Below are 12,994 nucleotides of genomic sequence, written 5' to 3'. Positions count from 1 at the left end.
TCGGAAGCGGTGTTTCGCGTGCGTATCCAGCAGTGCATGTGCAAGGGGCTTCATGAAGCAAAAGCGGACTCTCGGAACGCCACGGTTGTTGGGCATTGTCTGGCCCTTTATCGCCGTGGTGCTGTTCCAGGCATTGTTGGGTTGCGTCAGCCTCTACGTGCTCTCGGCGGTGCGTGGTTATGTGGCTGGCGAAAGCCTGTGGTCCAAGGGCCAGAAAGATGCGATCTACTACCTGACGCTGTATGCCGACAACCGCGACGAAACCACTTATCTCAAATACCAGCAGGCGATCGCCGTGCCCCAGGGCGGGCATGAATTGCGTATTGCCCTGGACCGCTCCACCCCTGATCTTGCTGCCGCGCGCCTTGGCATCCTCAAGGGCGGTAACCACCCGGATGACGTTTCCAGCCTGATCTGGCTGTACCTCAACTTCCGCCATTTCAGCTACCTGGAAAAAGCCATCGAGCTGTGGACCGTGGGCGATGGCTATCTGGTGCAACTGGATGACCTGGCCCGCGAGATGCACGGTGCAATCAGCCGCGACCAGGTCAGCGCCAACGATGTACGCCAATGGAAGGCACATATCACTGCCATCAACGAAGGTGTGACGCCCGCTGCCAAGGCGTTCAGCGATGCCCTGGGCGAAGGTTCGCGGATGATCCTGCGGCTGCTGGTGATCACCAACCTGGCCACGGCGTTGGGCCTGATTGTGCTGGCGCTGTTGCGCACGCATAAACTGCTGGCCCAACGCCACGCCTTTGCCGACGCCCTGCAACAAGAGAAGGAGCGGGCGCAGATCACCCTGGAGTCGATTGGCGACGGGGTGATTACCACTGATGTCGACGGTGCCATCACCTACATGAACCCGGCGGCCGAGGCGCTGACCCACTGGAATTCTGCCCAGGCCCAGGGGCTGCCCCTGGCGGCCCTGTTCAACCTGCTGGATGACAATGCCCAGCCCGATGGCTTTACCTTGATCGAACATATCGTCAAGGGCCAGCTTGGCGGCGGCAGCGAGCACTCGAAAACCATCCAGCGCCTGGATGGCAGTACGGTCTCGGTGACCCTGGTGGGCGCGCCGATCCGCAGCGCCGGCAAGGTGACCGGGGCGGTGCTGGTGTTGCACGACATGACCCAGGAGCGTCAATACATCGCCAACCTGTCCTGGCAGGCGACCCACGACGCCCTGACCGGCCTGGCCAATCGTCGTGAGTTCGAGTATCGCCTGGAACAGGTGCTTCACCCCACGGGGTCGCAGCAGGGCGGGCGGCATGCACTCATGTTCCTCGACCTAGACCAGTTCAAGCTGGTCAACGACACCTGTGGCCATGCCGCAGGTGATGAGCTGTTGCGGCACATCTGCGCGTTGTTGCAATCGGACCTGCGCGAAGGTGACACCCTGGCGCGCCTGGGCGGCGATGAATTCGGCATCCTGCTGGAGAACTGCCCGGCGGCGGTGGCGGAAAAAATCGCCGAGAGCCTGCGCCACACCGTGCAAAGCCTGCACTTCGTATGGAAGGGCCGGCCGTTCATGACCACCGTCAGCATCGGCCTGGTGCACCTTGGGCATACCCCGACAACCCTGGAAACCTCACTGCGCGCCGCCGACATGGCATGCTACATGGCCAAGGAAAAGGGCCGTAACCGTGTGCAGGTGTACCACGCCGACGATTCGGAACTGTCCGTGCGCTTTGGCGAAATGGCCTGGGTGCAGCGCCTGCACATGGCCCTGGAGGAGAACCGGTTCTGCCTCTACGCCCAGGAAATCTCACCCCTGGGGCACACCGACGGCGGCAATGGGCATATCGAGATCCTGCTGCGCCTGCATGACGAGGCTGGCCGTATCATCCTGCCGGACAGCTTCATCCCGGCCGCCGAACGCTATGGCTTGATGACGTCCCTGGACCGCTGGGTGGTGGAGAATGTGTTCAAGATCATCAACCGCTGCATGCAGGAACGCCCGGGGCGTCCCATGGCCATGTGTGCGATCAATCTGTCAGGCATCACCATTGGTGATGATGACTTCCTTGGGTTTTTGCGTGAGAAGTTTCATACATACAATATTCCGCCGGGCATGATCTGTTTTGAAATCACTGAAACCAGTGCGATTGCAAACTTGGGCAGTGCGATCCGCTTTATCAATGAACTCAAAGCCTTAGGCTGTCATTTCTCGCTGGATGACTTTTGTGCCGGAATGTCCTCATTCGCTTATCTCAAACATTTACCTGTAGACTTCCTGAAGATCGATGGAAGTTTCGTAAAGGATATGCTGGACGACCCGATTAACCGCGCGATGGTCGAAGTGATCAACCACATCGGCCATGTCATGGGTAAGCGCACAATTGCAGAATTTGTCGAGACACCGCACATCGAACAGGCGTTACTCGAAATTGGTGTGGATTACGCTCAGGGCTACCTGATTGAACGACCGCAATTGTTTACCTTTGATAGCTTGCAGTGTCGACCTGTGCGGCCGCAGCCTCTGTTATTCAAGGCGCCCGGCACATTCCGCTGAAAACTTTGCTGGTCTGTACAATCACACTTAAAAAGGAGCCTTACAGTGATCGACACATTCAACAGAACCGGCCCGCTTATGGAAGCCTCGAGTTACCCCGCCTGGGCTCAGAAACTGATCCTGGACTGTAGCGAGAGCAAGCGCCGAGTTGTCGAACACGAACTGTACCAGCGCATGCGCGACAACACGCTCAGCGCCAAGACCCTGCGCCACTACCTGATCGGTGGCTGGCCGGTGGTGGAACAGTTTGCCTTGTACATGGCACAGAACCTGACCAAGACCAAATTTGCCCGCCATCCTGGGGAGGACATGGCGCGCCGCTGGCTGATGCGCAATATTCGTGTGGAACTCAACCACGCCGATTATTGGGTCAATTGGGCCCGTGCCCACGGCGTGAGCCTGGACGAGTTACAGGCCCAGGACGTGCCGCCGGAGTTGCACGCCCTCAGCCATTGGTGCTGGCACACCAGTTCTGCCGATTCGCTGATCGTGGCCATTGCCGCGACCAACTACGCGATCGAAGGCGCGACCGGTGAGTGGTCCGCCGTGGTGTGTTCCACCGGCGTCTACGCGGCGGCTTTCCCTGAGGAAGAACGCAAGCGTGCGATGAAGTGGTTGAAGATGCATGCCCAGTACGATGACGCCCACCCGTGGGAAGCGCTGGAGATCATCTGCACCCTGGCCGGGATGAACCCCACCAAGGCATTGCAGGCAGAACTGCGCCAGGCTGTGTGCAAAAGCTATGACTACATGTATTTGTTCCTGGAAAGCTGCATGCGTCTGGAGAAAGAAAAAGCCCCTGCGGTGATGCGTGAGCGTCAGGCGCGGGTTGCCAGCGAGGCCTGATGCAGAGCAGATGGCGGGGGTTACCCCGCCATCGCCAGGCGGTTGCGGCCTTCGCGCTTGGCCACGTACAACGCGCTGTCGGCACGGCGCAGCAGGCTTTCGGCAGATTCGGCCGCCAGCAAGGTCGAGCAACCCAGGCTCACCGTCAATTCGATCCGTGTTCCGTCCGCCCAGTAATCCTGGGCCTGTGCTGCCTGGCGCAGGCGTTCGCCGACCATCGCCGCCGCATCGCGGCCGGTGTTGGACAGCAGGATCAGAAACTCTTCCCCGCCATAACGAAACACCATGTCCACATTACGCAGCTGGCTCTTGATCGATGCCGCCACAGTGCGCAGCACGTTATCGCCGGCGGCGTGGCCGTGGGTGTCGTTGATGCTCTTGAAGTGGTCAATATCCAGCATCAGCAAGGACAGTGGATTGAGGTGGCGGCGCGCCATGTCGATTTCCCGTTGCAGGGTCTGGTCCATGGCGATGCGGTTGCCGGTCTCGGTCAGTGGGTCACGCAGCGCGCTGCGGGTGGCGGCGCGGTAGAGCAGGGCGTTGCGCATCGGGTAGAGCAGGGTCGCCAACAGGGACTCAAGCTGGCCGAGTTCTTCTTCCTGCAGGCGCTGGTTGCGCCGAAAGATCAACTCGCCCAGGTGCTCGCCTTCATGGCTCAGGCTGTAGCTCATCGAGTGATGACCGCGATGGCCGAACTCCAGGCGCAGGTCGCTGGCTTGGTGACGGTAGTGCAGGGCGTCCAGGGGCACCAGGCGTTGGATCTCACGGAAGAACACCGCGAGAATGCGCTCCGGTTCCAGGCTGGTTTGCAGTTGCTGGCCCAGTTGCTGGCGAAGTTCGATAACGGTGGTGGGGCGGCGCGGCAGGAGGGCGGGTTGGCCAAAGCCCAGGCGTTGCAATTTGGCACTGTCAAAGTCAATTGCATGGGTCTGGGTAGGTGTTTTCATAACCGTTTCGCCTCTAAGCACTCAACTGTCTTACAGGCTCGATGAGAGTGGCGAATGCCAAGCGTCTTACTGTTCCTTCAGTTCCGTAAAACATGAGTTACAGTTTAGACCGCTTTACCATGGGTTATAACCCCTGGGCACTGCCGCACGTCTTGTCATCGCTTAACCTGCTTGAACAGGGTTAGAGCGAGATTCATGCCACATTCGTTCAATTAAATAAAAAGCCTTACAAATCAAGCGACTGTTTTTATCGCTAAAAACAGTCGCCGAAGAATGACGCCAGTTATTTGGCAAACGGACGCCGCGCTTACTGTTTTTGCGGATCGAACTGTTTATCGCGGATAAACAACGCAGGAATGACGCCGCAGATGAAGTACGCGCCGCCCATTACCAGGAACCCCATGCCGATGGAGCCATGGGACGCCAGGAAACCGATCGCTGCCGGTGCCACTGCCGCACCAATACGGCCGATGTTGTAGGCCCCACCCACCGCTGAGCCGCGAAACTTCGCTTCGAAGCTTTCGGTCATGTAGGTGGCGTTCACACCATAGGGAATCCCGTACAGGAAGCCGAACACCACCAGCATCCACAGGATGTTCTCCGGGCTCTGGAACAGCACGATCACCGGTAGGAAGACCGCCGTGCCCAGGGCGCCGACGGCGAATACGGTACGTCGTCCCAGGCGGTCTGCGGCGAGACCGGCGAGGATCTTGCCGAATATCATCGCCGCGTAGGTGCCGACCATGTAGCTGGTCATCGACTTGAAGTTCATCCCCAGTTCGCTTTCCAGGTAGGAGGGCATCCAGTTATTCACACCGTAGTAGCCGAACTGCAGGAAGCCTGCGGTCAGGGCCCAGAGCAGGAACATGCGGCTGGCTTTCGGGTCGCTGAAGATCAGCTTGAACATGCCGTCGGGCTTGTTCTTCAGGGCGTGCCGGGTGCCATTGGCTTTCTCCTGCGCGCGCTCGGCCCTTGCGGTCAGCCAGGCCTGAGGTTCGGGCACCAGGCGTTGCATCAACACGGCGAGGATCACCGGAATGATCGCCACGTAGAACAACCAGCGCCAGCCGTGCTCGGGCAGGATCCAGCCGGCCAGCAGCGTGGCGACGATATAGCCCACCGACCAGCCGGCCTGCAGGGTGCCGAGCACGGTGGTGCGATAGCGGGTCGGCACGTATTCGGCCATCAACGTGTTGCACGCCACGTACAGCGCGCCCAGGCCGAGGGAGGCGAAGAACCGCGTGCTCGCGAACTGCCAATAGCTGTGGGTCATGCCCAGGATCGCCGTGCCCACGGAGAACAGCACGATGCTCCACACCACGGTTTTGACCCGGCCGAAGCGGTCACAGGCCCAGCCCCCGTAGATGCCACCGATGGCCATGCCGGCCAGGGTGAAACTGCCCAGGCTGCCGGCCTCGACGCTGGTCAGGCCGAACTCGGCCTTCAGGCTGCTGAGGCTGTAGGACAGCAGCATCAGGTCTGCGCCATCGATCAACAGGCCGAGGAAGCAGAAGATAAAGACAATGATCCACAGTTTGCTTTTTGCAGGCGACAACGCGCCCGCCGATGCGGCGACTTCCATAGCGATACCTTGTTGTAGTTGTTAGGGCATTGGGTATGGGTGGTGCTTAGCGTTGCGCCGCGCGAATCATGTTGCGGGCAATCACCAGTTGCTGGATCTGCGTGGTGCCTTCGTAGAGACGGAACAGGCGCACATCCCGGTAGAAACGTTCAATGGCGTACTCGCTGATATAGCCGGCGCCGCCATGGATCTGCACGCAGCGGTCAGCCACGCGACCGCACATCTCGGTGGCGAACATCTTCGAGCAGGAGGCTTCGGTGCCGATGTCCTGGCCTTCGTCACGCTTGCGGGCGGCATCGAGCACCATGCAGCGTGCGGCATAGATTTCGGCCTTGCTGTCGGCGAGCATGGCCTGGATCAATTGGAACTCGGCAATCGGTTGGCCGAACTGCTTGCGTTCGATCGCGTAGTTCAGCGCGTCACCCAGCATGCGCTCGGCGGCGCCCACGCTGACGGCGGCGATGTGCAGGCGGCCTTTGTCGAGGACCTTCATGGCGGTCTTGAACCCCACGCCTTCCACGCCACCGATCAACTGGCTGGCCGGCACACGCACGTTGTCGAAGATCACGTCGCTGGTGTGCGCGCCTTGCTGGCCCATCTTGTGATCGCGCTTGCCCAGGGACAGGCCCGGTGTGTCGCGCTCGATGATAAACGCGCTGATACCGCCCGAGCCACGAATCGCCGGGTCGGTGCGCGCCATCACCGTGAAAATCCCGGCGTGGGGTGCGTTGGTGATAAAGCGCTTGGTGCCGTTGATCACGTAGTGGTCGCCATCGCGCACGGCGGTGGTTTTCAGTGAGGCAGCGTCGGAGCCGGAGTCGGGTTCGGTGAGGCAGAACGAACTAAGCAGTGCGCCGCTGGCCAGCAACGGCAGGTAGTGCTCCTTCTGCGCCTCGGTGCCGTCGAGCAGGATGCCGATGGAGCCGATGCCATTGTTGGTGCCGAAGTACGAACGGAAGGCCGGTGAGGTGCGCCCCAGTTCAAAGGCGATGGTCACCTCTTCTTCCATGGTCAGGCCAAGGCCGCCGTAGGCTTCGGGGATGGTCAGGCCGAACAGGCCCATGTCCTGGAATTGGCTGATGATGTCGGCCGGGATTTCATCGGTCTCGGCGACTTCGTTTTCCCGTGGGATCAGCGCTTCATCGACGAACTGCGCAATGGCGTCCACCAGGATATGCAGGGTTTGTGCGTCTCGGATCATGTGCAGCCCTCAGCGGCCCGTTCGGCGGGCCTGTTATCGTCAATCTGCCGAGGCCATGCACCGGTCCAGCTAACGGGTGGCGGCCTCGATATTGTTCACCATGTGCTTGAGGCGGGGGCCGATGTCGTCTTCGAGTTTCTCCCGGGAGAGGTGGAAACTCGGTCCGCCACAGTTGAACGCCAGCAAGCCGTGTTGTGCGTGTCGCAGCGGTACGGCGATGGCATTGACATCGCGGTGCCACTCACCGATCGACATGCAATAGCCGAAATCGGTGTAGTCCCGGAAGGCGCGTTCCAGCCCCTTGCGGATGTTCGGCCAGTCCTCCAGATGACGCTGGCGGATGTGGTCGAGAATGAACTCCCGCTCGTTTTCCGGCATCGCTGCCAGGCAGGCGCGGCCTGCTGAACTCAAGTGCAACGGCAACCGTGTGCCGACCTGGCGACGCATGGTCATGTTGGCTTCACCCTGGACCACGTCCAGGTACACTGCGTCGAGGCGGTCGCGGGTGGCCATCGCGACGGCCGCCTGGGCGTACTTGGCCATGGTCTCCATCAACGGGTGGGCCACGGCGCGGATCGACAGGTTCGACAACATGGCGTAACCGAAGGCCATCACGCCCACGTCCAACTGGTACCGGCCCGACTGGGGCAAGTGCCTGAGGTAACCCAGGCGGGTCAGGGTGTGGGTCATGCGGGTGATCGTCGGTTTCGGCAACCCGGTCTTGCGCGCCAGTTCCTGGTTGCCCAGCACACTCTCGCTCGGCGTGAAACAGCGCAGCAGTTCCAGGCCGCGGGCCAGGGCGGTGACGAACTGGCGGTCCTTGTCTTCCTCCTCCTCGTTGTGCATCGGGTCAATCAACAAATGCTCGAAAGCGTTGTTGCCTGCTGGGACTTCGTTGTTGTCCGAGTCCGGGTTTCGACGGCGCATGTTAAGCCTCATTTTTTTATAAAATCAACAAAACAAAATAGTATTCCGCACAGCGAAACTAAGCAACTTTTTGGGTTGTGATTTTTTAATGCGATAAAGCCCAGTAAAACAGCGAGTTAGTCACTGTTTTAGAATGAGCTCGGGTTTTTACGTTTACACCTGCGGGGTCGATACTTATGATTATCGACAAATGCGGAATGTTATTTCGCACAGCGAAACTAGCGTAATCCAACTAACAAGAACAGTGCAGCAGGAGTGAATGTGACCAACGCTAACCCACCCGTGGTGACCCTCGACGTCCAGGACAATGGCGTGGCCGTGGTGCGTATCCATCGTCCCGACGTCAAGAACGCCCTGAATGCCCAGGTACGTGAAGCGCTCGCCGAGCATTTCCGTGCACTGGCTCGCCGCCAGGATGTGCGCGCCATTGTGCTGACCGGGGGCGAACAGTTCTTCGTCGCAGGTGCGGATATCAAGGAGTTCGCCGCTGCCGGCGCGATCGATATGTACCGCCGCCACACCGAATACTTGTGGGAAGCCATCAGCCGCTGCCCCAAGCCGGTGATTGCGGCCGTCAACGGTTTTGCCTTGGGCGGCGGCTGTGAGTTGGCGATGCATTGCGACCTGATTGTGGCGGGCGAGTCGGCGCGGTTTGCCCAGCCGGAGGTCAAGTTGGGTTTGATGCCGGGCGCGGGCGGTACCCAGCGGCTGGTGCGTGCGGTGGGTAAATTCCAGGCGATGCGCATTGCGCTCACCGGCTGCATGGTCAGCGCGAAGGAAGCCTTGGCCATGGGCATGCTCAGCGAGATGGTCAGCGACGACCAGACACTGCCCCGCGCCCTGGAACTGGCCGCGCAGATCGCCGCGCTGCCGCCGTTGGCGGTGGAGCAGATCAAGGAGGTGATGCTGGCCGGTGCCGACCTGCCGCTGGAAAGCGCCCTGGTGCTGGAGCGCAAGGCGTTCCAATTGTTGTTCGACTCCAAGGACCAGAAGGAGGGCGCTGCGGCGTTCTTCGAAAAGCGCACGCCGCAATACCGGGGGGAATAAGCATGACCGACATTATCAATACGCTGGGCCTGGTGGGCACCGGTGTGATGGGGGCGGGCATTGCGCAAATCGCCGCCCAGGCCGGTGTGGTGGTGCGCCTGTTCGATTCTCGCGACGGCGCAGCGCAAACGGCCCGTGACACCCTCGGTACCACGTTTGCCAAACTGGTGGGCAAGGGCAAGATCAGTCAGGCGACGATGGACGCGGCGTTGGCCAACTTGCAGGTGGTCGAGCGCATCGACGACCTGCGCGATTGCGACCTGGTGGTGGAAGCCATCGTGGAAAACCTCGACGCCAAGCGCGGCCTGTTGCAACAGCTTGAAGGCATTGTCAGCCCGCGTTGCATCCTGGCGACCAACACCTCGTCACTCTCCGTCACGGCCATCGCCACCGGTTGCCGGCACCCCGAGCGCGTGGCCGGCCTGCACTTCTTCAACCCGGTGCCGTTGATGCGCGTGGTGGAGGTGATCGATGGCCTGGCCACCGCGCCCAAGGTCGGTGAAGCCTTGCTGGCGCTGGTGGCGCGCACCGGCCATCGCGGCGTGCGCGCCAAGGACACTCCCGGTTTTATCGTCAACCACGCGGGCCGGGCCTACGGCACCGAAGCCCTGAAGATGCTGGAGGAAGGCATCGCCGAGCGCGGCGATATCGACCGCATCCTGCGCGACGGCGCGGGGTTTCGCATGGGGCCGCTGGAGCTGCTGGACCTCACCGGGCTGGACGTGTCGCACCCGGTGATGGAGTCGATCTACAACCAGTTCTATCAGGAGCCACGCTACAAACCGTCGCCCCTGACCCGGCAGATGCTGGTAGGCGGTCGCCTGGGACGCAAGACCGGCCACGGCTTCTATCAGTATGAAAACGGCCAACTCATCAACGCCCCGCACCCCCAGGCGGTGCCCACGGTGCAAGCGCTGCCCCCGGTGTGGATCGCCACGGAAAACAGCCAAGACTACGAGCGCTTGAGTGCCCTGGTGATCGACCTGGGCGCCCATCTGGAACACGCTGCGCAACCGTCGCCGCAGGCGTTGTGCCTATTGGCGCCTTACGGCCGCGATGCCAGCAGCGCCTGCGTGCGCTTCGATACCGACCCGGCGCGCACGCTGTGCATCGATGTGCTGACGGACCTGTCACGCCACCGCACGCTGATGCAAAACCCGCTGACGGCCCCGGCGATGCGCGATGCCGCTCACGCCTTGCTCGCAGCGGATGGCGTGGGCGTCACGGTGATCGGCGACAGCGTCGGCTTTGTGGCCCAGCGCACCTTGGCGATGGTGGTCAACCTCGCCTGCGACATTGCCCAGCAGCGCATCGCCAGCGTCGAGGATATCGACCAGGCCGTGCAGCTCGGCCTGGGCTACCCCCACGGCCCGCTGGCCTGGGGCGATGCCCTCGGGCCACGGCGCCTGCTCACGATTTTGCAGCGCATGAGCGAACTCACCAACGACCCGCGCTATCGCCCCAGCCCGTGGCTGCGGCGGCGGGCACTGCTGGGGGTTTCCCTGCGCCATGAAGAGCCGAGCCTCGGCTGATTTCCCAACCTCACAGGATAAGAACAATGGGTGCATTGACAGGTTTGCGGGTGCTGGATCTGAGCCGTGTGTTGGCCGGCCCCTGGTGTGGGCAAGTGTTGGCTGACCTCGGCGCGGAAGTGATCAAGATCGAACGCCCGAAAAGCGGCGACGACACCCGTGGCTGGGGCCCGCCGTGGATGAAAACCGACACCGGCGAGTCGTCTGGCGAGGCTTCGTATTATCAGTCGACCAACCGCGGCAAACTGTCCGTGGCCATCGACATCGCCACTCCCGAAGGCCAGGAGTTGGTACGCGCATTGGCGGCGAGTTCCGATGTGTTGATCGAGAACTATAAAGCCGGCTCCCTGGCCCGCTACGGCCTGGACTACGCGACCCTGGCCGAGCTCAACCCGCGCCTGGTGTATTGCTCCATCACCGGTTTCGGCCAGACCGGCCCGCGTGCCGAGGAGCCGGGTTACGACTTCATCATCCAGGGCATCGGCGGCCTGATGAGCATCACCGGCGAGCGCGATGACCTGCCCGGCGGCGGCCCGCAAAAAGTCGGCGTGGCGTTCTCCGACCTGATGACCGGCCTGTATTCCACCGTGGCGATCCAGGCCGCATTGCTCAGCCGTGAGCGCACCGGCGTGGGCCAATACATTGATATGGCGTTGCTGGATGTGCAGGTCGCGACCTTGGCCAACCAAAGCATGAACTACCTGGCCTCGGGCAAGGTGCCGCAGCGCTATGGCAATGCCCACGCCAATATCGTGCCTTACCAGGTGTTCCGTGCCGCCGACCGTGACTTCATCATCGCCTGCGGCAACGACAGCCAGTTTGTCGCGCTGTGCCAGAGCATCGGCCTGGCGCATCTGCCGGACGACCCGCGCTTCCGTCGTAACGCTGACCGAGTGGCCCATCGCGAAGAGATTGTCGCGCTGCTCTCGGCGCACTTTCTGGGGCGCAGTGCCGATGAGTGGGTGGCATGTATCCATGCCTCGAAGGTGCCGGTGGGGGCGATCAACTCCATCGCGCAATCCCTGGAAGAACCCCAGGTGATCGCGCGCAACCTGATGGTGAAGATCCCCCATCCGCAGAACCCGGATTTCGCCATGGTCGGCAGCCCGATCAAAATGTCCGGCACCCCCGTGGAGTATCACCGGCCGGCGCCGAGGCTGGGGCAGCATACCGACGACATCCTCGGCCAGCGCTTGGGCTTGTCACCGGAGCAACTGGCCCAACTCAAGGCGCGCGGGATTGTCGAACAGCAGGGTTAGACCAGGGTCGAGCGGTCGATCTGCGCGATGGACGTGACGCCGGTGAGGGTCATGGCTACGCGCATTTCCTTGGCGAAGATGTCCAGCAGGTTTTCCACGCCGTGCTGGCCATCGGCGGCCAGCGCGTAGGCGGTGGCGCGGCCCAGCAGGCACGCCTTTGCACCCAGGGCGAGCATGCGCACCACGTCCAGCCCGGAGCGGATGCCGGAGTCGACCAATACGGTGAGGTCATCACCCACCGTATCGGCAATTGGCGGCAGGGCCTTGGCGGTGGACAGCACGCCGTCCAGCTGGCGGCCGCCGTGGTTGGAGACCACGATGCCATCGGCACCGAAACTCACTGCATCCTTGGCGTCCTGGGGGTCGAGGATGCCTTTGATGATCATCGGGCCTTTCCAGAATTCGCGGATCCACTCCAGGTCTTTCCAACTGATGGATGCATCGAAATTGTTCGCCAGCCAGCCGATGTAGTCTTCCAGGTGGGTGGGTTTGCCCAGGTACCTGGAGATATTGCCCAGGTCATGGGGACGGCCCATCAGGCCCACATCGAAGGCCCATTGCGGCTTGGTGACGGCTTGCAGCATGCGTCGCTGTGCGGCGAACGGGCCGGACATGCCCGAGTGGGCATCGCGATACCGTGCGCCAGGCGTGGGCATGTCCACGGTAAACACCAGCGTCGTCACACCGGCTGCTTGCGCGCGCTCCAGCGCGTTGCGCATGAAGCCGCGGTCCTTGAGCACATACAACTGGAACCAGATCGCCTGCGCGCTTTGCGAGGCCACTTCTTCGATCGGGCACACCGACACCGTCGACAGGCAGAACGGGATGCCCTTGTTCGCTGCCGCCTTGGCCGCCTGCACTTCACCGCGCCGCGCGTACATGCCGGTCAGGCCGACGGGGCTGAGGATGACGGGCATGTCCAGTTCCTGGCCGAACACGCTGGTCTTCAGGCTCAGGTTGTCGACATTGCGCAGGATGCGCTGGCGCAGACTGATCTCGGCCAGGTCCGAACTGTTCGCGCGCATCGTGTGTTCGGCGTAGGCGCCGCCGTCGATGTAGTCGAACAGGAAACGCGGCAGCTTGCGCTTGGCGGCTGCGCGGTAGTCGGAGGCGGACGAGATGATCATTTTTAGAGGCT

10 protein-coding genes are annotated in these 12,994 nt (G+C 61.8%); 5 read left to right on the top strand and 5 right to left on the bottom strand.

Annotated features, from left to right (window positions below):
• Positions 1-52 precede the first annotated feature (52 nt).
• Both M2497_RS22315 and M2497_RS22310 read left to right on the top strand, forming a co-directional pair.
• Positions 53-2,515 (top strand): EAL domain-containing protein, encoded by a 2,463-nt coding sequence (locus M2497_RS22315; protein WP_248483278.1) that lies wholly within the window; start codon positions 53-55, stop codon positions 2,513-2,515.
• 45 nt (positions 2,516-2,560) lie between these two features.
• Positions 2,561-3,361 (top strand): iron-containing redox enzyme family protein, encoded by an 801-nt coding sequence (locus M2497_RS22310; protein ID WP_248483276.1) that lies wholly within the window; start codon positions 2,561-2,563, stop codon positions 3,359-3,361.
• A gap of 20 nt (positions 3,362-3,381) precedes the next feature.
• Here the strand turns inward: M2497_RS22310 and M2497_RS22305 are convergent, their stop codons facing one another.
• The 4 genes from M2497_RS22305 to M2497_RS22290 form a co-directional block, all read right to left on the bottom strand.
• Entirely contained in the window at positions 3,382-4,308 is a 927-nt protein-coding gene (locus tag M2497_RS22305) for a GGDEF domain-containing protein (protein ID WP_248483274.1), read from the bottom strand.
• Between the two features lie 307 nt (positions 4,309-4,615).
• Positions 4,616-5,890 (bottom strand): MFS transporter, encoded by a 1,275-nt coding sequence (locus M2497_RS22300; RefSeq protein ID WP_248483272.1) that lies wholly within the window; start codon positions 5,888-5,890, stop codon positions 4,616-4,618.
• Positions 5,891-5,936: 46 nt separating this feature from the next.
• Positions 5,937-7,091: an acyl-CoA dehydrogenase family protein gene (locus tag M2497_RS22295; RefSeq protein ID WP_248483270.1), complete on the bottom strand. Its 1,155-nt coding sequence runs from the start codon at positions 7,089-7,091 to the stop codon at positions 5,937-5,939.
• Positions 7,092-7,160: 69 nt separating this feature from the next.
• Positions 7,161-8,030 (bottom strand): IclR family transcriptional regulator, encoded by an 870-nt coding sequence (locus tag M2497_RS22290; RefSeq protein WP_248483268.1) that lies wholly within the window; start codon positions 8,028-8,030, stop codon positions 7,161-7,163.
• A gap of 249 nt (positions 8,031-8,279) precedes the next feature.
• On the opposite strand from M2497_RS22290, the gene M2497_RS22285 reads away from it, so the two are divergent.
• Genes M2497_RS22285 through M2497_RS22275 form a run of 3 tightly spaced genes read left to right on the top strand, consistent with a single transcriptional unit; the run spans position 8,280 to position 11,856 of the window.
• A complete protein-coding gene (locus M2497_RS22285) occupies positions 8,280-9,065 on the top strand; it encodes an enoyl-CoA hydratase (RefSeq protein ID WP_248483266.1) in 786 nt (261 codons plus the stop codon).
• 2 nt (positions 9,066-9,067) lie between these two features.
• Positions 9,068-10,597 (top strand): 3-hydroxyacyl-CoA dehydrogenase, encoded by a 1,530-nt coding sequence (locus M2497_RS22280; RefSeq protein WP_248483264.1) that lies wholly within the window; start codon positions 9,068-9,070, stop codon positions 10,595-10,597.
• A gap of 26 nt (positions 10,598-10,623) precedes the next feature.
• Entirely contained in the window at positions 10,624-11,856 is a 1,233-nt protein-coding gene (locus M2497_RS22275; protein ID WP_248483262.1) for a CaiB/BaiF CoA-transferase family protein, read from the top strand.
• On the opposite strand, the gene lldD is transcribed toward M2497_RS22275, so the two are convergent.
• Complete coding sequence (lldD, locus tag M2497_RS22270; protein WP_248483260.1) at positions 11,853-12,983, bottom strand: FMN-dependent L-lactate dehydrogenase LldD; 1,131 nt, start codon at positions 12,981-12,983, stop codon at positions 11,853-11,855. The genes M2497_RS22275 and lldD overlap by 4 nt on opposite strands.
• Positions 12,984-12,994 lie beyond the last annotated feature (11 nt).

This window comes from Pseudomonas sp. CYM-20-01 (genome assembly GCF_023169845.1).
GTDB lineage: Bacteria > Pseudomonadota > Gammaproteobacteria > Pseudomonadales > Pseudomonadaceae > Aquipseudomonas > Aquipseudomonas azotoformans.
Note: the sequence above shows the minus strand (reverse complement) of the source record. Positions and strands in the feature narration are given on the sequence as shown.

Excerpts from the sequence above, each read along its gene's own strand:
- M2497_RS22315 (WP_248483278.1), top strand. The coding sequence starts at position 53 with ATGAAGCAAAAGCGGACTCTCGGAACGCCACGGTTGTTGGGCATTGTC.
- M2497_RS22305 (WP_248483274.1), bottom strand. The coding sequence starts at position 4,308 with ATGAAAACACCTACCCAGACCCATGCAATTGACTTTGACAGTGCCAAA.
- M2497_RS22300 (WP_248483272.1), bottom strand. The coding sequence starts at position 5,890 with ATGGAAGTCGCCGCATCGGCGGGCGCGTTGTCGCCTGCAAAAAGCAAA.
- M2497_RS22295 (WP_248483270.1), bottom strand. The coding sequence starts at position 7,091 with ATGATCCGAGACGCACAAACCCTGCATATCCTGGTGGACGCCATTGCG.
- M2497_RS22290 (WP_248483268.1), bottom strand. The coding sequence starts at position 8,030 with ATGAGGCTTAACATGCGCCGTCGAAACCCGGACTCGGACAACAACGAA.
- M2497_RS22280 (WP_248483264.1), top strand. The coding sequence starts at position 9,068 with ATGACCGACATTATCAATACGCTGGGCCTGGTGGGCACCGGTGTGATG.
- M2497_RS22275 (WP_248483262.1), top strand. The coding sequence starts at position 10,624 with ATGGGTGCATTGACAGGTTTGCGGGTGCTGGATCTGAGCCGTGTGTTG.
- lldD (WP_248483260.1), bottom strand. The coding sequence starts at position 12,983 with ATGATCATCTCGTCCGCCTCCGACTACCGCGCAGCCGCCAAGCGCAAG.